We start from the raw sequence: 18,424 nt of genomic DNA on the forward strand, positions 1-18,424 counted from the left end.
ATATGCATTGACACGTATATTCCGTATGAGGTATATTAAATCAAGCAGCAGGACGCGCGCCTGTACGCAAACTAAAGGACGAGGTGACCTCATTCATGGCTTACCAATCGACGCATACGTTTTTCAACTTGCCGGTAAAAGATTTGAACCGCACGAAGCAATTCTTTGACAGCATCGGCTTCGAATTCAATCCCCAATTCTCCGACGAGAAATCGGCCTGCATGGTGATCAACGACAATACGTTTGTTCAACTGCACACGGAGTCGTATTTCCAGACGTTCATTAACAAGCCGGTAGCCGATGTCGCCAGCGCCGCAAGCGGCATTATCGCGCTCTCGGCCGACAGCAGAGCGCATGTGGACGAACTCGCCGACAAGGCGTTGGCTGCGGGAGGCAAGACGTCCAAAGAACCGGCCGACCATGGCTTCATGTACGTCAGAAGCTTCGAGGATCTGAACGGGCATTTGTGGGAAATTGCCTATATGGATATGAGCGCAATGCCGCAGGCGTAAGCTTGAACGCCAAAGCTATTGATTTGATTCCGAGAACGGCGACAGCCATGGACGAGAAGTTCATGGCTGTCGCCGTTTTTCTTCCAGACGGTGATCAGGCTTACGGATATACGGTGACAATAATGCCATCCCTGTTGTCTCCCGATACGTCGTAATGGCGGCCGCTCGGCACTTCGACTTCCGCGTTGCCGGAAAACTGGAAGTAAGTCGTCTCGTGAGGATGCCATCATACCGTTTCCGAAATCGTTTTTTGCGTCTTTCCATCTTTTCACAAAATCTCAAAATAGTCGACCGAGACCGCGTTTAGGTTGCGCTGGTGATTATTCTCCTTCTCGAAGACGGGTTCGCGGTTCGTCGAATTCTCGGATATACCACGCGTCGCATGCATAATGTTCGGAGCCGCCCAGCGGCGCTTCCAACCGCCGAAAGCCGTTTTTCGCATAGAATCGGTTCGCCGCTTGCATCGTTTGCAAGGTTTCGAGGTAGCAAGCTTGATAACGCCGTTGCGCAAACCGAAGCGCCGTCCGCAGCAGCTCGGCCGCGATACCCCGCCCCCTTGCTTCCGGAAGCAGATACATCTTTTGCAGCTCGCAAATCTTCTCCACAGGGGAACCGAATTCCGCGATCCCGCATCCGCCATGCAGTTTGCCACTTTCGTCGAAAGCCACCCAATAGGCCCTGCCCGGCACGCTATAAAAATCGGATAGACGGCTTAAGCTTGCGTCCTCCCATGCCAATCCCGGGCGATCGCCCCCGAACTCGATCAAGATTTGCCGAATGATCGCTTCCATGCCGCGGTTATCTTCGGCTTGAATGGTCCTTAGGTTGATCTGCATCTTCGTCTCCTTCCGACTCCGTATATCCTGTATTCGATCCTACCAGATCAGTGGAGCCGAATAAAACCCCTAGCGTCAAGTCGCTAGGGGTTCGGGGCATCACTTTTTCTTGGCGTTAAAGTCGATCGGCGCCATGCCTTCCGCGCGCCATACCGTACCTCTTTTCTCGTACTCGAACAGGTTTTCGACCGCGTTCGCGATCGGCGCCCCCAATTCCCGCTCCACCAAATACAAGGAAACGTCCAGCCCCGAGGTAACGCCGCCCCCGGTCACCAAACGAGGTTGATCTTCGACGACTCTGGCAGGGACCGTTTTGGCGCCCATCGCTTTGAGCGCGTCCATGCCGATCTGATTGGTAACGGCATACCGATCTTTCAGCAGCCCCTTCATCCCCAGCAGCAAGGAACCGCCGCAAACGGTGGCCACCGTGACTTTCTCGTTGCTCATGGCTTTTTGGATCATGTCCGGCAAGCCCGTCTTCATGGTTCGCGCCAAAATATTCGGAATGGCGTCCGCCGAATCGCCACCCGGCTTGCCCGAAGCTCCGGGCACGACGATGATTCCCGGTCGATTCGGGTCCAAGACGGCTTGCGCATCGAGCGCGGGCCCGTTCAAACCGCTCGGGACGGAGCGCTTGCCTTCCGCGGATACCAATTCCACCGTCAAGGCGCCTCCCGAATACATGCCTGCGGCCGCGAATACTTCGTACGGCGCCAACGCGTCCAGCAGATCGAAGCCGTCAAACAATACGATTTGCACGTGCGTCGGTTGGCTTTCAGGCGTCTTTTGCTTCGGGTCGGCTTCTTTCGTTTTCGCGCTTACCGTAGGGACGACTAGCGTAAGTATGAGTGCGAGCGACATGAACAATTTGAGAAGTCGATTCATTTGGATCTCATTTCCTTTCCCTTGTTGTGATGAGAACGCAAGCCTGCCTGTGCCTCCCTTCTCGCTTCCGCGGTCCGTATTCGCCTTCGATCTTATCAAAGGAAAATCTCGAATCTCGCTGTAAAAGCATCACAATCGGAGCAACAACTTGTCACAAAACAAAATCCGGCGCAGAAGGTATAATAGAGGGAACCTTCGCGTGCGCGGAAAGGCGGTGCGGCCATGAGAACGTGGAACGACATCGATCCGGAACCTGGACTGACCGTGGAAGAATGGACGCCCCAGCCCTATCCCGAGCCTTTCCATTGGCATGCGGAACTGGAGATCGGCTGCTGTTTGTCGGGCAAGGGGCTGTTTCATTTCGGGGACAAAACCTTCGAGGTCGGTCCGGGAGACATATTCGTCGTCAACAATCTCGAGCGCCATATCGCGCAGTCGGACGAGCATGATCCCAGCCGGTATGCCTTTGTGTTCTTCGATCCGGCCATGCTGCTGAAAGAAAACCGGGACCTGCTGCTTCCGTTTCTGTATCATCCGCCCCGTTTTACGAACCGGATTCCGGCTTCGGATACGGCGGCGTCCCGGATTGGCAAGCTCGTCATCGCGCTGCTTGAAGAGCAGAACGAACGGAAACCGGGCTACTTGACGATGATGCGCAGCCTTTTGGTCGAGATTTGCGTACTGCTTTTTCGTCACTATGGCGACGCCTTGCCAACGGCCGATCTGACGGGGGCTTACGCGCGCTACGAGCGGATTCAGCCCGCGCTTGCTTACATGAAGCGGCATTTCAGAGAAGATCTGCAGGTGGCGGACATCGCCTCGATCATGCGTCTCAGCCCTTCCCGGGCGGCGCACGTGTTCGCGGAATCCGTCGGAGAAGGCTTCAAGGAGCATTTGCTTCAGCTCAGAATCAACGAAGCGAAACGGCTGCTCGCCCAAACGCGGCTCTCCGTCATCGAGGTATGCCTGCAGAGCGGCTTTCAAAGCGTCACGCCGTTCTACCGCGCATTTCGCCGGATTGTCGGTCATACGCCGCAAGCGTACCGGGAGATGACCGGCATTCTCGGAATCGCCCACTCGGAATAGCCGATTTTGGCAATCGGCGAGCGGATAATGGCAAGACGGGCCGATGGCGTCCGGTTAAGATGGGGATGCGGTTCCTCGCCTGGCTAACCGGACGGAGAAACGACGCCCATCGAAGAAAAGGAGTGCCAAGCCGGCATGAAGATCGCCAATCATGCATGGTTCCGGTATACGCCGGACCTGTACATCGAGCTTCTGCAAGCGGGTGACGAAGGGAAAAACGTGGAGGGCTTGGAGCGGCGGATCGCCGACATCGCCGCCTTGGACGAGCGGGAACGGCTGGCGGCGGAGCTGCTGGACGACACGGAGCGGCTGCCGGTTCGGGACGGCTACGCGTACGACGAGCCGTCCGATCTGGACGGCATCCGGCTGGCACGGCCTGCCGACAGGACCGCGCCTCTCCCCTATGCAACCGGTCGCGCGGCCGTTTACGACAGCATGTACGGCGCATGGCTCGGACGCTGCGCCGGCTGTCTGCTCGGACAACCCGTCGAAGGCTGGAAACGGGAGCGGCTGACCGGCTTCCTGCGGGATTCGAACAATTACCCGATCGAGCGCTACTTGTCTTCCGACCAGCCCCAAGCGATCATCGATCGCTACGAGATCACGAATGACGGACAAGTGTATGGCAGCCCGCACCTCAATTGGATCAACAATGTCAGTCATATGGTCGAGGACGACGACACGAACTATACGATCATCGGGCTTGCGATACTCGAAAAGTACGGCTTCGATTTTTCTCCGGAAGACGTAGCGGAGTCTTGGTTGATGAATTTGCCGATTCTGCATGTCTGCACGGCGGAACGGGTGGCGTACCGGAATCTCGTCCAACTCGTCGAGCCGCCGCGTTCCGCATCGTTCCGGAATGTATACCGGGAATGGATCGGGGCGCAGATCCGCGCGGACCTGTTCGGCTACGCGAATCCCGGCCATCCGGAGAAAGCTGCCGAGATGGCCTGGCGCGACGCTTCGATCTCCCACGTCAAGAACGGCATCTACGGCGAGATGTGGGTCGCGGCCATGCTGGCTTCCGCCGCCGTCCATTCGGACATCGAGCGGATCATTCAGGACGGGCTGAACGAAATTCCCGCGCGCAGCCGGTTGGCCGAGGCGATCAGGGATGTCGTCGGCTGGCGCCGAGAAGGCATCTCCTGGGAGGAAGGCATCGCTCGCATACACGAGCGGTACGACGAATACAGCAGCCATCATTGGTGCCATACGATCTCCAACGCGATGATCGTGGCGCTGGCACTGCTCTTCGGCGAGACCGACCTCGAACGCACGATCGGCATCGCCGTGGCCGCGGCCTTCGATACGGACTGCAACGGCGCGACCGCCGGCTCGATCGTCGGCATGATCCGGGGCGCGAAGGCGCTGCCGGAAAAGTGGACCGCCCCGCTAAACGATCTCATCAAATCCGGTGTGGACGGCTTCGGTCTCGTGCGGATTTCCGAGCTTGCCGAACGCACGGTGGCGATCATCGAGCGCAACCCCTATCTGAATCGCGAATAGTTCGAAAAAGACCGCCAAGCGTCGGCCGGATAACGGCAGCTTGGCGGTCTTCGACTTCATCCGTAAATCGTCGAGCGCTTCATAACCGTCGCATGCCGTCGATGACGGATCCTACGATGGTCGTGACGTTTCCGCGCCTGATTACAGGGATGGCATCCTTTGCTTTTCCGCGGTCATCCGCATCCTCAGAACAAACACGGCCAACATCGCCAGGAGAACGCCGCTCATGCCGACCCACGTAATCGACGAGATCGACGCTTGATCGATGACGACTCCGCCGATCCCCGCCCCGGCCGCCATGGACAATTGCATCATGGATTGGTTGAGGCTGAGCATGATTCCCGAATAGTTCGGTTCGATCCGAACCATATTATATTGTTGGGTAGGGCCGGAAGACCAAGCCGCAAACGACCATAACACCAGCAGCCCAACGACGGGCAGCCACGAATGAGTGAAAGAAACGGCAATGGACAAGAGGATTAAAGCGGCAACATGCAGCAACATTCCCCCTGTCAATGTTCGGAACACGCCCCATTTATCCGTACTATACCCGCCCCATTTGGATCCGATTAGGCTGGCGATGCCGAACGCCAATAAGGCGGCGCTTATCATCTCCTCCTTCATGCCGGCGACATCGAGAAGATAGGGCGAAATATAAGTGTAGGCAATGGAATAACCGCCCAACCAGAAAAACGTAATGGCAAGCCCGATCGCCACTTTGCCGTTTCTCAAAAAGGCAAGCTGCTTGGATAACGGAACGGGTTCGTCTCGATTGACGCGAGGCAACGCCGAATAGAGGACGAACATGGCCAGCAATCCCGCCAGCGCCAGAAATTCGAACACCGATCTCCATCCGAACTCGGCTGCCGCGATGCGTCCAAGAGGAACGCCGATAATGAGGGAAGCTGTGAATCCCATCACGACCGTTGCGATGGCGCTTGCCTGTTTGCCCGGCACGGCGATTTTGGCGGCATAATCCAAGGCGGTGACGACCACCATCCCCGCGCCTAAAGCCATGATGACGCGAGCGGCCACAAACAGCGGAAACCCGGGCAAGACAAAGGACAATACGTTCCCCAGCATAAACAGGCCCAGCGCGGCAACCAGCAGCTTCTTTCTCTCCATCTTGGCCGTCAACGCCATGAGTACCGGCGTGCAGATGGCATATACGAATGAAAAGATCGTCACGAGCTGACCGGCCATCGTCACGGAAATATCGAGCGTCTTCGAAAGCTGATCCAGAATGCCGGAAATGACGTATTCCGATGTGCCGACCAAAAAACTGACCAGAGCCAAAAAGTAAATCTTCCACGTTGCCGACAATGAAATCACAACCCTTTCATTATTATTACATATCGCGATATGTCGATATTAAATGGAAAATAAAAGCCGAATACGTTTGAGGTATTCGGTTTCCGTTAAAGTTCACGATCGAAAAAAGCGGCCATTTCGCGTATTTTCTCTTCGTCTCTTTTAAAATACGTAAATTTTCCGATCCTTTCGGTTTGGATCAGACCGGACCGTTGAAGGATGGACAAATACTGGGAAGCCGTCGATTGCGTCATATTCAGCTTCTCTGTGACTTGACTTACGCAAACCCCGATTTTTCTCATATCAATCCCTTCGTGGGGCACAAAATGTTTTTCCGGTTCCTTTAACCACTGCAAGATCTGGAGCCTCGCCTCGTTCGACAATGCCTTGAACACTTCAATGGGTTCCATATCTCTTATTATATCGATCATTCGCGATATGTCAAATGGTTGACGGCAAGTGCGGCTAGCGATAAAACTGCCAAATGATCAGCAGCGAAATCCAAATGATCATGACGGCGATGCTTAAGATGGTACATAGCGCTTGTCTAGGCGAAAATCCGATTTTCTTCCACAAGATGAGCGCAAAACCAATTATGGCGACAGCCAGTCCGGTCAGTATATCGTTCAGGAGAATATGAACATAAATCTCTGAATAAGCACGCTCATTGTTGCTTAGCATCCGAAGAGCCAAAACCAAATTGTTCACGACCATAGCCGCACCTGACAAGGTCATCCAGAAAACGGCCTTGTTCAGGCGAGGCTGTCGATTAGCGGCCGTTCTCTGCCTTTTCGCCAGCAGGTATGCCCGAATCGGCAAGACCAACGGTACAAGAAGCAAATACAACATGGCAAAGGCCGCCAGCATGGCGCTGCTGATCAGAATGGGCATCGATTTCCCCGCAGGCAATGGCAAGTAATCTCCATATGCGGCCGATATTTGAGCGACCTTGCCCTGCTCCATTCGGAAATACAGGACGGGAAAGGAATCGAGCGCAGCATTGCCGTTCGCTTTCTCGTACAGGTAGGGCTTCGTCTGCACGTAATCCGCTGTCATGCCGGCCAGCGAAACCCGGATTTGATTGTCCGATACGGGCAGGATCTTGCACAACATCAGATAAGGATACACGCTCATAAACCCGTAATGGGGACGCCGAGCCGCGACGTAGCTTCCCTCGAGCTCCTTCGCGCTGGGCATGTCACCCTCGCCGGCTGCAATCTTTCGTTTTCCTGCCAGAGCGGTCCGAAGGCCATACACGATATCGGTTTCCGACGCTTGATTGGTCATGATAACGACGGCAAACCGATCTTCCGGAACGATCAACACGTTGCTGGAAAAAGCGATTGTATTTCCGCCATGTCCGATGCCTTTCTGTTCCCCGGCAAATTCCCAAAACCCATGCGCGACGCCAGGCATGTCGGCATTCGCCGAATAGCTTGTCGCGAGCATTTCGTTCAGCGTGTCCGGCCGATTGAACAAGAGAGACGGCTGACCCGGAGCCGCCAGGAAGGCCAAGGCAAACTTGGCTAAGTCTGCCGCGGTGCCATTGATTCCTCCGCTCGGATACATCGACATGTAGTTCCATGAGGATGGGCTAAAGGACGATTCCCCCGCGTATACGTACCCTTTCGCCTTTCTCGCGATCAGGTCCGGACGGTCCGCGAGGGAGGATTGAGCCGTGGTTTCACTCATGCCTAGCTTGGCGAAAATGTGTTCCGAGGCATAGGAATCGAAACTTTGTCCAGCCAATCGCTCCACGATATAGGCGGCAAGCGACGTAGAGTAATTCGAGTAGGCTACGACCTCTCCCGGCTTGTATACCTGCGCGGGTTCGGCAAGCTTCAACCCCTCTTCCAGGGAGCGGATTTTTCGAGGGGATTCGTAGGACATATCGAACATATATTCTTCAAAGCCCGCATTATGGTTCATCAAATTCAACATCGTAATCGGTTCGTCATATTTCAGCTTCGTTAGGAAGCGTGCCGGCAAATACGTTTGAATATCGGCGTTCAGATCGATTTTCCCCTGCTCCGCCAATTGCATAACGGCCGTCCAGACCGTAAGCTTGCTGATGGACCCCCACTCGAATACGGTGGACTGCGGGTCCGCAGGCACCTTGTTCTCCAAGTCGGCATAGCCGTAACCTTTCGATAAAACGACCTTTTGATCTTGGACAATCATGACCGACGCGCCTACCGTTTTGGTTCCGATAAAGTCGTTCATATAACCATCCACAAACGATTCCAATTCCGCAAGGGGAACGCCCGAAGGCGTACGTTCCTTTGTCCCATCGGAGATCGCGCTCTCGGCAAAAAGAGGCGCGGGCATCGGCAAACAAAAGATTGCGACGAACAAAATGACAATTGCTTTTTTGAGCATGATATTCCCCTTTAGGCTGCATTCGGTTCCCGTTCTTCGAGCGGGCCATATGACCTTTTATCGGTTGCGGACAAAGCTATTGTGAATGGAATCCGCAATCGTCAAATCAGCACGCTTTGTTCCAGCTTTCTCTTTAGTTCATGCTTTGGAAATTGTTCACCCATAAAAACGGCAACATCCTGAACGCGGCCCTGCGGCTGAATCCGAAGAATCTCCAACTGCCGGTAGGCGAATTGGAACATCATCCGCTCACCAGTCTCCGCTGCCGTAAAAATGCCTTTTGCCCGATATACGCCATCTGGCAGTTCGCTTATGATCTGTTCGAATCGGCTGCTATCCATCGGTTGCTGAAAGTAGTGCGTATAAACCATAACATGGTCGTAAGAATGATGATGTTTAGGATGATTGCGGTCATGGCTATGCTCATCTTCATGGTGATGATGATTGCATGCGGAATGCTGACCCTGTTCGTCTTGATTAGCATCCTCGAAAGAAATTCGCTCTTGCTCTTGAAGCATCCTATTGAACAGCGCATCGTCTATTTCACAATGAACGGTAGTATGAATCGAAGCCTTTGAATTCACCGTTTCCAGGATCCTTTTCGTCTCGTTCAGCTCCGAAGTGTTCATGAGATCCGATTTATTCAGCAGGAGCAGCGATGAGCACCGGATTTGATCTTCCAGTAAACGATACGTCTTGCTTTTCCCTCTTCGATGCCGCTGAAGAAATTGTCCCGCGTCCACCACCGTAATCATCGCATGAATATCGATATGAACATGCAGGGCCGCCTCCGTTACCGCGTCGAAAATGTCCATCGGGTTCGCGACGCCAGTTGCTTCAATGATGATCAGATCGGGTGACGATTCGTTAATAAGCTGCCCAATCTCCATGCCCAAATCGCCGCGAATCGTGCAGCAGATGCAGCCGCTCAACATTTCTCGCATCGGGATCGTCTCGTTCACAAGCTGACCGTCCAAATTGACATCGCCAACCTCATTCATGATGACAGCAGGGCGCACTCCTTTTGTCGTATAGTAATCCAGCATTTGGGCGAGCAGCGTTGTTTTCCCGCTTCCCAGAAACCCGGACAGAATCACAATCGGAACCTTTTTCATCAACATTCAAAACCTCGCTTCGATAACAGTTAAGGCATTAGCGCGGCGCTTTATCTGTTCCTGCCACCGAAAGACCGGAAGCGATGAATTGGCGATCAAACGAATAAACCATGTGTTCTTCCAGCCGATCTCCTGAAAGGTGTTTGCGAACGACCGCCCTTCCAAGCTCAGGGGTGATGTCTTTGTACCAAATCCCATCCGGATAGGCGATCACGACACAGGCGTCCACGCATCGGCCATTGCAGCGGGTACGTGTCGTATGAATCTCCTTATCTGCCCCAAGTGTCGCAATTTCCTCCCGGATCGCTTGCGTCACTTCATCGGCTTGCCGCATCATGCAGCTGCCGCCATTGCAAATGAGCAGATGACAGCGGGTCTCCTGCAAATTCCACGTCGTCATAGCATGTCTCCTTTCCATGGGAACTAAAGAGGCGATTGAACTCGTTAGCTCTTATATGTAATAATTACGATTATATATCATAAACCATACTGCGTTCAATCCATATTGTTGTATGTAATCCCCAATCCATTTGGTTGCCATCAGAACAGAGGTTTCGAAAGTGCCGTTTGACAAAGGAATTTCCGAGATCTATACTTGATATAATTGTAAATATTACTATTTAAAAAAGAAGGAGTGTTCATGTATGCCAAACTTACAGGCCGACACCCGTATTCCCGTCTCGGTGCTGACAGGCTTTCTTGGTGCTGGGAAAACGACTTTGCTGAACCATGTACTTACAGCCGATCATGGCGAAAAAATAGCGGTCATCGTCAATGAGTTCGGGGAAGTCGGCATCGACAATCAGCTTGTCGTCGGAGCGGACGAAGAAGTCTTCGAGATGAACAACGGTTGTATTTGTTGTACGGTGCGAGGCGACTTGATTCGTATTCTCGGACAACTCATGGAGGCGAAACTCGGCAAAGGCAGCCGCCGCAAAGCCGATTTTGACCGCGTGCTCATCGAAACGACCGGCCTCGCTGATCCGGCTCCGGTTGCCCAAACGTTCTTTGTCGATCCAGAAATAGCTGCATTCTATAAGCTTGATGCCATCGTCACGGTCGTGGACGCGAAGCATGCCGGGCAACATCTGGACGATGGCCATGAAGCGCAGGAACAAGTCGCCTTCGCGGATGTTCTTCTGCTCAATAAAACGGATCTTGCTTCCGGAGACGAGCTTCAGAAGCTGGAGCTGCGCCTGCGCGCGATGAATCCGGCCGCCAAGCTTTACCACACCCAGCAGTCCCGAATCGACATCAATCAAATTCTTGGAATCGGCGCTTTCGATCTGGAGAAAAAGCTGGAGATCGAACCGGGGTTTCTCGAAGATGATGACCATGAACATGACGATGAAGTCACCTCGGTCTTTCTCCGCGAAACGCGTCCGCTCGACCTGAACAAAGTGGAACGTTTCATCAACGAATGGCTGATGGATCATGGGGTGGATACCTTCCGCTACAAAGGCGTTCTGAATATCAAGGGCATGAAGAAGCGCGTCGTTTTCCAAGGTATTCACATGCTGTTCAGCTCGTATCCGGACCGGGACTGGAAGCAAGATGATGTGCCGACCAGCGAATTTGTCGTCGTCGGCCGTAATTTGGATGAGGACTGGTTCCGCGAACAGTTTGCCGGTTGCGTAGCCAGCTAAATCATATCTGCAAACGGAAAAAGACCTCGCATTCCGAACGAACGTTCCGGATACGAGGTCTTTGATATGGCAGGTTGATACTGACGCTGATCGCTAAGGCCGTAATTTTCGAATCGATGACTCCATTACAACACCATGCTCCTTCGTTCCGAAAGTGCAAAACCAAGCGCACCTTTATCCCGATTACCTACCAGAATCATTCGCCTTGACTGGCGAGCGTCATAATCGTCCCCGTCATAGCTTCCATACACATTGTCCACGGCAAGACCCGCCTCATTCAGCAGAGCGGCCATCGTTTCGAGCGAATAAAGCTTGACGCGTTCGGTATAACGCCGCGCCGGCCGATTCGGTTCTCGAACGACGATCTCCTTCACAACAAATCCGCTCTCGATATGACGAGTTTCCGAAATGACCGCTCCTTGCTCTTCCCGTTCCGAATACGGCACTAGATGGTACGCCGTGTACCTGGCATTCAAAACATCGATGACGAACCGCCCTCCTGGCTTCAGCGCCTTTCTTATTTGCCGCAATACTTTCAACTGCTCGGTGTCCTCCTCAAAATAGCCGAAGGAGGTAAACAAATTCACGACAGCGTCAAAATGTTCCGTAAACGATTTATCGTCCGGCAAAGCGCGCATATCGCTTTCGACCCACCGGACGCGTTTGTCAGAATCGGCTGCTCTCGCTTCCCGCAGCAACACGGAAGACAGATCCACGCCCGTGACGCGGTAGCCTGCATCCGCAAGCGTCAAGGCGTGTCTTCCCATGCCGCAGCAAAGGTCGAGGATATGGCTTTGGCCCGGAAGCTGCAACCACTCCGTCATTTTATGGACTTCGCCTGCAGCCTCTTGCCTGTTCCGGTGTCGATAGACGAGCAAATAGTCCTCGCCAAAGCTTTCTTCGTACCATTCGAACACGATCTGTTCCATCTGATGTTCCTCCTCGCTATCCGTCCCCGATACCATCCGGGAGCAACGCATCCAGCAGCTTGCGGGAGGCAGGATGACGCAATCCCTCAAGCTCGCGCGGTATGTCCGTATGCTCCACGACGCAGCCGCGGTCCATGACGATCAGCCGATCCGCCAGGAACACGGCTGCCCGGATGTCGTGTGTAATAAATAAGTAAGAAAGGCCGAGCCGGATCTTCAGATCGTGCAGAAGCTCCAGCAGGCGAAGTTGAATCGCCGGATCTTGGCTGCTGACGACCTCGTCCAGGACGATCAGCTTCGGGGAGAGCGCCAGCGCTCTTGCGATATTGAGGCGCTGCTGTTGGCCTCCGCTGAATTGATGGGGATATTTGCCGCTACCTTTCGGGGATAACCCTACACTGCACAAAAGATCATGTTGCCGCTGACGCATTTCGGCCGAGTCCAACCGCTCGTAATTGCGCAGCGGTTCCGTCACGATCTTGCCGGCTGTCATCCGCGGATTAAGCGCGTCGCCGCTGTTCTGAAACACGCCTTGCAGCTGCCTGCGAATGGCGTGAATCTGCCGCCGGGAAGCGGTGTGCATATCGATACCCATGAACCGAATACGGCCTTCATCCGGCGCTTCCAGTCCGAGAATGAGCTTCGCCAGCGTGCTCTTGCCCGACCCGCTCTCCCCGACAATGGCAAGGCACTCGCCCTCCTTCATAGACAACGAGACAGACCGGAGCACTCGAACGGGGACCGCCTTTCCTCGAAACGGCCGCCTGCCTGCGTAACTTTTCGAGACATTCTCGACCATAAGCAAACGATCCAACTTGCGCTCACGTCCCCCGTGCCGCCATCTGCCGCGCCGAGCGTTTCAGTTGAATTCTTGATTCGAGCAGCCTGCGCGTGTATTCGTGCTGAGGATGATGAAAAAACTTCTTTACCGGCGCCGTCTCCACGATTTCTCCCCCGTACATGACCGCCACGAAGTCCGCAACTTCCGCTACAACGCCTAAATCATGCGTGATGAGAAGCAGCCCGGCCCCGGACTCTTTTCGAACATCATGCAAGAGCTGCAGAACGCGCTTCTGGTTGCTCGCATCCAGCGCCGTTGTCGGTTCGTCTGCGATCAGCACCTGCGGGGAAGTCGACATCGCCAGCGCGATCATGATCCGCTGCAGTTGTCCTCCGCTAAACTGGAACGGATAACGGTCGAGCATCCCCGCAGGATCGGACAAGGCGACCCGTCTCATCCTCTCTTCGGCGACCTGGCGTGCCTCCTTGCGCGACAATCCTTGGTGGATCCTTAGCGTCTCTGCAAAATGCGCGCCGATCGTCCGCATGGGATGAAAGCAGGCCATCGGATTTTGCATAATCATCGAGACGGTCCCGCCGCGAATTCCCCGCATGATCCGCTCGCAACCCGGAACGATTTGCGCGGTTCCGAGCTTGACGCAGCCCCCGGCGACGCGCGCTCCGGCCGGTAGCTGTCCCATGCAAGCCATGGCCGTCATCGTTTTGCCGCTGCCGCTTTCCCCGACGAGACAGAGCACCGAATCCGGCTTCACTTCCAGATTGACGCCGCGAACGACTTCCATGGTTTGCATGCCGGAGTCCAAAGCAACCGACAGGTTGTGCACGGATAGAGCCGGATTACAGCCGCTCACCTCGAATCACCCCTTCTTTACGAAACGCGGATCGCACGCTACCGCTTTTTCGTATCGGATCGAATTTCGGGTCCAGTTCGTCGCGCAGCGACTCCCCCAATCGATTAAAAGCGATAACGGTTGCCATGATCATCAAGCTGGGGTAAACCATGAGTGATGGATGTCCCGTCCAATAAGGACGGCTGTCGTTTACCATCGCTCCCCACTCCACCGCAGGCGATTCGAATCCGAGCCCGAGAAAAGACAATCCCGACAAAAACAAAATGACCGCTCCTACATCAAGCGAGGCAGCCACCAGCAGCTCGGGCCCGAAATTGGGCAGCAGGTGACGCGTTAACAGCTTGCTGCCCCGGGTGCCGGACAACTTCGCCGCTTGCATATACGTTTTATCTTTCAATTGAAGGACGAGTCCTCTGACCAGCTTGGCGTATGGGGCCCAGAACGCCATCACCATCGAACCGATAATCACCATCGGACTTCTGCCGAAAATGCCGATGAGCGCCAAGCCCAGCACGAGACTCGGCACGGCCAGAAACAGGTCGCACAGCCGCATGATCGCGGTATCCGCCCATCCCATCATCCATCCGGCAACCGAGCCCGCCAGTACGCCGATGGCCAGCGACATTCCAAGCACCGCGTAGGCCGCCGATAACGAAGTGGAAGCTCCGAGCATAAGCCGGGAAATGACCGATCTTCCCAGATGATCGGTCCCAAGCGGGTACTGCCACGAAGGCCCCTCCAGCTTGGCCGTCAAGGCGACGTCGTTGCTGCCGGCTGCGACGAGCAGGGGGGCGATGGCCGCAAGGATCGTGAAGACGAGCACGATCGCACCGCTTAACGTCAACGCCTTGCGCTGACGTATCCATCGGAACAGGTCGGATGAAGCATCGTATCTCGTGCGCCTTTCTGCCCTAAGCTTCATCCTTTTTCCCCCCTTCGTCCCACCGGATAACCGGATTCAACCCGCAATACAGCAAATCCACGATCAGACCAATCCCTGCATACACGGCCGCGAACAACAGCACGCACATCTGGATGACCGGATAATCCCGGTTCGCGACGGCCGCGACGAAATATTTTCCAATGCCCGGCCAGGCGAACACATTTTCCACAATGATCGAACCGCTCAGCATGCTTCCCAAACAAAGTCCCGCAGCCGTGACCATCGGCAGGATTGCCGGCTTCAGCAAATGACCGGCGAACAACCTCGCGCCGAATACGCCTCGAATCCTTGCATACCGCACATAAGGCTGATCGGCCTGCTCTAGCAGGCTCGCCCGAAACAATCGGGAGAGGCTTCCGATATAGATCGCGGACAGCGTCAAGGAAGGCAACACATCATGCGCAGCCGACCCTTTGCCGAGCATCGGAAACCAGTTCAGCCTGTACGAGAAAAGGTACAGAAGAACGTAGCCCAACAAAAAGCCGGGTATGGCGGCGCCGAAGGAAGCGAACAGCTTCCCCGCGCGGTCCAGCGTCCTTCCTTGATGAAGGAACGAGACCGTTCCCAGCGTCAGGCCCAGCACCATAGCGGTGACAAAGGAAGAAAGCGCAAGCTGCAGCGTATTTGGAAAATAGCTTGCGATCTCCTCCGCGATGGCCTGTTTCGATGTGAAAGAGGTGCCGAAATCCCCTTGCAGCGCGGCGGACAGCCAGCGCAAATATTGGCCGGCAAGCGGCTGATCGAGCCCCATCTCCGTCCGCAGCGCCGCGGCCGCCTCCAGCGAAGCCGAATGGTGAGAAGCCCGAAGATAAGCTTCGGCCGGATCCCCCGGCATCAGCCGGACAATCCCGAAACCTGCCAGCGTCACAGCGACAAGTGTAAAGACGGAAGCCGCGACTCGGCGGATCAGCCATCCGAACATTACCGCGCGACCTCAAGACCGGCGAGCGGCAGTTCATACTGCGTGGGAGGGAAGGCGAAACCGTTGACCTTGTTCTGAAGCACCGCGATATTCGCCTCATAGGAAATCGGGATATAGACCGCCTGTTCTTGCAGCGTAGCAAAGACGTTTTTATACAGGGCGGCCCGTTGCTGTTCATCGGTACTGATCATGATTTGGCCGATCTGTTGATCCAACTGCTGTTTCATCGGCAGTCCTTGCTGGGCGGCGTAGCTGGAGCTGGAATGATCCGCGCTGCGCATCGCCGATACGTAGGAATGCGGGTCATATGGCGCCCCCCACGTTTCGTCGATGACAAGATCGAACTTGCCGGCGAACGCGTCGTCCCAGAAGCTCTGTTCTTCCAGTCCCATCAGTTTGATGTTAACGCCGGCTTTCTTGAACTCGCCCTGTACGACCTCCGCCAGCGATTTCTGCACGCTGTCCGCGCTGATGTATTTCAGTTCGAGCGTCAGCTCCTTGCCATCCTTCGTTCGATAGTCGCTTCCCGCTTTCTTCATCCATCCAGCCTGTTCCAGCCCTTCCGAAGATTTGCTCATGTTATAGGCATAAGGCGCAAGACCGGACCCGCTGTTCGGGAAATTGTCCGAAATGAGCGATTCGGCCGGCCGTTCGACCCCGCCAAACACATGCTCGGAGATCGCCTTCTTATCGAGCGCCTGTTCTAATGCTTGGCGCACCTTCAGGTCTTTCGTGATCGGTCCGGCCGTATTTATCACAAGCACGCGAGTGGCGGTCGGTTTGGAAACCGAGGTGCTGTACCGTCCGGAAGCTTTCAAGCCGGCGAACTCGTCCAGGCTGATCAGGCCGGTGCCGTAGATCATATCGAGATCGCCCTTCTGAAACGCCAGCACACGCGACTCGCTGTCCGGAATGATTTTGACGATCACCTTCTGCAGCTTCGGCTTGTCGCCCCAGTAACGCTCGTTTCTCGTAAAGACAGCCTGCTGGTCTTTCGTATATGCCGACAGCACCCACGGACCGGTTCCAATCGGCTTCAGGATGCCTTTCGCTGTGTTATTGTCTTGTGGGAACCCGGCATCTCCCAGAAAGCGAAGCGGACGAATGATCGTCAATTCCTGAAGAGCCGGGTAATATGGATGCTTTAATCGCAGAACGAACGTGTAATCATCCTTCGCCTCTGCTCCGTCTATCTGGTTGATCAATTCCAGCCAGCCGTGCTCCTTCTTGTTCATCAGTACGGCGTCAAAGTTCCTCTTCACATTGGCGGCGGTAAACGGGCTTCCATCCGAGAAGGTAACGCCATGCCGCAAATGGAACGTAATCCGTTTCCCGTCCTCCGAAATGTTCCAACTCTCTGCAAGCGAAGGCTCAATTTTGCCGCCTTCCCCGTAATTCACCAGACCTTCATATACCATGGCCTGAGCGAAAAATTGGTTGGGCACATACATGTGCGGGTTCAGGTTTCCGATATCTTTGTTCCAAGAAATCTTCAAGGTTTGAAGGGCGCCCTCTTCGGACACAGGAGCCGGCGTTGAGTTTTGTTCGCCCGAAGCTGTCGTTGCGTTCGGGTTGCCGCTCTTGCACCCCGTTGCGATGATCGCGAGGAGGCTTAGCAATAGACAGATCGCAATGGCGTATTTTGCTTTCAACTTCATGATCGGAAATTCCCCCGACGTATTATATGTAATTATTACGATTAAAATGGATGAATGAGACCGGATCGACTTCGCCCGGTCCCAATTCGTATGAAGGGCTGTCCTTTATCTGGTCTCCCGGTGCTGCGTCTCCCGCTTCAGACGCGGGTCATATTTGCAAAGTTCCAATCGCTGCGGATGCGTTCTTTTCTCATGCAGATCACCTCCCCTTTCAGTGAACGGTTTGTGTGGCTTCCGTCTGCTCCACAGCCGCATTCGGCAGTTCGTCCGGAAAAAGCACCATTCCAGCTGTATTTCGTTATCGGTCAACATGCACGCGTCAAGGCTGGAAACAAGGCCGGTCCGTCGCTCCCTTTCCTGATATAACCGTTTGACATAACGAATTCGAACTCCTTTAATTGTAATAATTACGTTTAAACAAGACTATCACCAAATGATCACTACGTCAATCCATTCAACATCACTTAACTGCCTCTTTGGGAATTCCTATAGAAAAGACCCGCGATGATCGCGGGTCCGAATTGGGGCAGACGAAAAATGAATCCCTTCCGGCTATGGCTGCAAGTTTACGGTGAGGGCAAGCTCCTCTAAGTAATTAACGTCATTAAATTGCGGGGTGCAGATTGAAATGGAGTCGATCTTGCTCACGTTGGAAAACGTGATTTGATACTGATTACTGCCGTGCATCCGAATCGGCGTGCCGTCCGGATAGTAGGCCATCCCCTTGCTGTCCTCGATCCAGATCGAATTCGCTTGCTCGAAGATGCGCGCTCCCGCCACTTCGTAGGTCAGCGTTAATTTGTCGTTTTTCCAGCCGTTCGTCTAGCACCGTGACGGACCCCGCTTTCCCTTGGGAGAGCGTGACGGGCGCCCCCTTAAAAGCGGGCGGAAAATCTAATGGTTGTGAGCGACGCTATTTGAGTAAAAATAGGGTTTATAAACTGTAACGGTTGCCAGCGAGCCTATTTCCCGTTTTTTCGCAGGCAGTGTACCTAAGTCAAGAAAGTGGACACAACTTTTACGCAACCCGCTGCTGGTAAT

General features: G+C 54.5%; 17 protein-coding genes and 1 pseudogene. 4 read left to right on the top strand and 14 right to left on the bottom strand.

What is annotated here, in order from left to right; translation table 11 throughout:
- Window positions 1–95 precede the first annotated feature (95 nt).
- The gene (locus LKX83_RS11490; protein WP_227882373.1) at window positions 96–512 is read left to right on the top strand and encodes a VOC family protein; all 417 of its coding nucleotides are present in this window, start codon (window positions 96–98) and stop codon (window positions 510–512) included.
- A 320-nt stretch (window positions 513–832) separates the two neighbouring features.
- Here LKX83_RS11490 and LKX83_RS11495 read toward each other — a convergent pair whose 3' ends face one another.
- Window positions 833–1,348 carry a GNAT family N-acetyltransferase gene (locus tag LKX83_RS11495; protein ID WP_227882374.1) on the bottom strand — a complete coding sequence of 172 codons (516 nt, stop codon included), beginning with the start codon at window positions 1,346–1,348 and terminating at the stop codon, window positions 833–835.
- Window positions 1,349–1,447: 99 nt separating this feature from the next.
- The gene (locus LKX83_RS11500; protein WP_227882375.1) at window positions 1,448–2,233 is read right to left on the bottom strand and encodes a DJ-1/PfpI family protein; all 786 of its coding nucleotides are present in this window, start codon (window positions 2,231–2,233) and stop codon (window positions 1,448–1,450) included.
- 222 nt (window positions 2,234–2,455) lie between these two features.
- Here LKX83_RS11500 and LKX83_RS11505 point away from each other — a divergent pair, with 222 nt between their 5' ends.
- Both LKX83_RS11505 and LKX83_RS11510 read left to right on the top strand, forming a co-directional pair.
- Window positions 2,456–3,319 carry a helix-turn-helix domain-containing protein gene (locus LKX83_RS11505; protein ID WP_227882377.1) on the top strand — a complete coding sequence of 288 codons (864 nt, stop codon included), beginning with the start codon at window positions 2,456–2,458 and terminating at the stop codon, window positions 3,317–3,319.
- 135 nt (window positions 3,320–3,454) lie between these two features.
- Window positions 3,455–4,828, top strand: coding sequence for an ADP-ribosylglycohydrolase family protein (locus LKX83_RS11510; RefSeq protein WP_227882379.1), 1,374 nt, complete (start codon window positions 3,455–3,457; stop codon window positions 4,826–4,828).
- A 141-nt stretch (window positions 4,829–4,969) separates the two neighbouring features.
- On the opposite strand, the gene LKX83_RS11515 is transcribed toward LKX83_RS11510, so the two are convergent.
- The 5 genes from LKX83_RS11515 to LKX83_RS11535 form a co-directional block, all read right to left on the bottom strand.
- Window positions 4,970–6,151, bottom strand: coding sequence for an MFS transporter (locus LKX83_RS11515; protein ID WP_227882382.1), 1,182 nt, complete (start codon window positions 6,149–6,151; stop codon window positions 4,970–4,972).
- A gap of 95 nt (window positions 6,152–6,246) precedes the next feature.
- Window positions 6,247–6,549: an ArsR/SmtB family transcription factor gene (locus tag LKX83_RS11520; protein ID WP_227882383.1), complete on the bottom strand. Its 303-nt coding sequence runs from the start codon at window positions 6,547–6,549 to the stop codon at window positions 6,247–6,249.
- A 55-nt stretch (window positions 6,550–6,604) separates the two neighbouring features.
- Window positions 6,605–8,518: a serine hydrolase domain-containing protein gene (locus LKX83_RS11525; RefSeq protein WP_227882385.1), complete on the bottom strand. Its 1,914-nt coding sequence runs from the start codon at window positions 8,516–8,518 to the stop codon at window positions 6,605–6,607.
- 101 nt (window positions 8,519–8,619) lie between these two features.
- Window positions 8,620–9,639, bottom strand: a complete 1,020-nt coding sequence (locus LKX83_RS11530; RefSeq protein WP_370639062.1) for a CobW family GTP-binding protein — start codon at window positions 9,637–9,639, stop codon at window positions 8,620–8,622.
- A gap of 31 nt (window positions 9,640–9,670) precedes the next feature.
- Window positions 9,671–10,033: a (2Fe-2S) ferredoxin domain-containing protein gene (locus tag LKX83_RS11535; protein WP_227882387.1), complete on the bottom strand. Its 363-nt coding sequence runs from the start codon at window positions 10,031–10,033 to the stop codon at window positions 9,671–9,673.
- 244 nt (window positions 10,034–10,277) lie between these two features.
- Between LKX83_RS11535 and LKX83_RS11540 the strand changes: the two are divergent.
- Window positions 10,278–11,210: pseudogene (locus LKX83_RS11540) on the top strand (CobW family GTP-binding protein); the annotation flags it as partial.
- Window positions 11,211–11,404: 194 nt separating this feature from the next.
- Here the strand turns inward: LKX83_RS11540 and LKX83_RS11545 are convergent.
- The 7 genes from LKX83_RS11545 to rpmG all read right to left on the bottom strand — a co-directional run bounded on the left by LKX83_RS11545 (window position 11,405) and on the right by rpmG (window position 17,695).
- On the bottom strand, window positions 11,405–12,196 hold the full coding sequence (locus LKX83_RS11545) for a class I SAM-dependent methyltransferase (RefSeq protein ID WP_227882404.1): 792 nt from the start codon (window positions 12,194–12,196) through the stop codon (window positions 11,405–11,407).
- A gap of 28 nt (window positions 12,197–12,224) precedes the next feature.
- Window positions 12,225–12,938 (bottom strand): ABC transporter ATP-binding protein, encoded by a 714-nt coding sequence (locus LKX83_RS11550; RefSeq protein WP_370639063.1) that lies wholly within the window; start codon window positions 12,936–12,938, stop codon window positions 12,225–12,227.
- Between the two features lie 91 nt (window positions 12,939–13,029).
- Window positions 13,030–13,860: an ABC transporter ATP-binding protein gene (locus LKX83_RS11555; protein WP_227882390.1), complete on the bottom strand. Its 831-nt coding sequence runs from the start codon at window positions 13,858–13,860 to the stop codon at window positions 13,030–13,032.
- A complete protein-coding gene (locus LKX83_RS11560) occupies window positions 13,847–14,782 on the bottom strand; it encodes an ABC transporter permease (RefSeq protein WP_227882392.1) in 936 nt (311 codons plus the stop codon). Before LKX83_RS11560 ends, LKX83_RS11555 begins: the two co-directional genes overlap by 14 nt.
- On the bottom strand, window positions 14,772–15,725 hold the full coding sequence (locus LKX83_RS11565; RefSeq protein WP_227882393.1) for an ABC transporter permease: 954 nt from the start codon (window positions 15,723–15,725) through the stop codon (window positions 14,772–14,774). Before LKX83_RS11565 ends, LKX83_RS11560 begins: the two co-directional genes overlap by 11 nt.
- Window positions 15,725–17,383: a nickel ABC transporter substrate-binding protein gene (gene nikA, locus LKX83_RS11570; RefSeq protein ID WP_227882394.1), complete on the bottom strand. Its 1,659-nt coding sequence runs from the start codon at window positions 17,381–17,383 to the stop codon at window positions 15,725–15,727. Before nikA ends, LKX83_RS11565 begins: the two co-directional genes overlap by 1 nt.
- 105 nt (window positions 17,384–17,488) lie before the next feature.
- The gene (rpmG, locus tag LKX83_RS34315) at window positions 17,489–17,695 is read right to left on the bottom strand and encodes a 50S ribosomal protein L33 (RefSeq protein ID WP_370639064.1); all 207 of its coding nucleotides are present in this window, start codon (window positions 17,693–17,695) and stop codon (window positions 17,489–17,491) included.
- Window positions 17,696–18,424 lie beyond the last annotated feature (729 nt).

Origin of the sequence: Cohnella baijiui (assembly GCF_020731285.1) — a bacterium.
In the GTDB taxonomy this organism is placed as follows: domain Bacteria; phylum Bacillota; class Bacilli; order Paenibacillales; family Paenibacillaceae; genus Cohnella.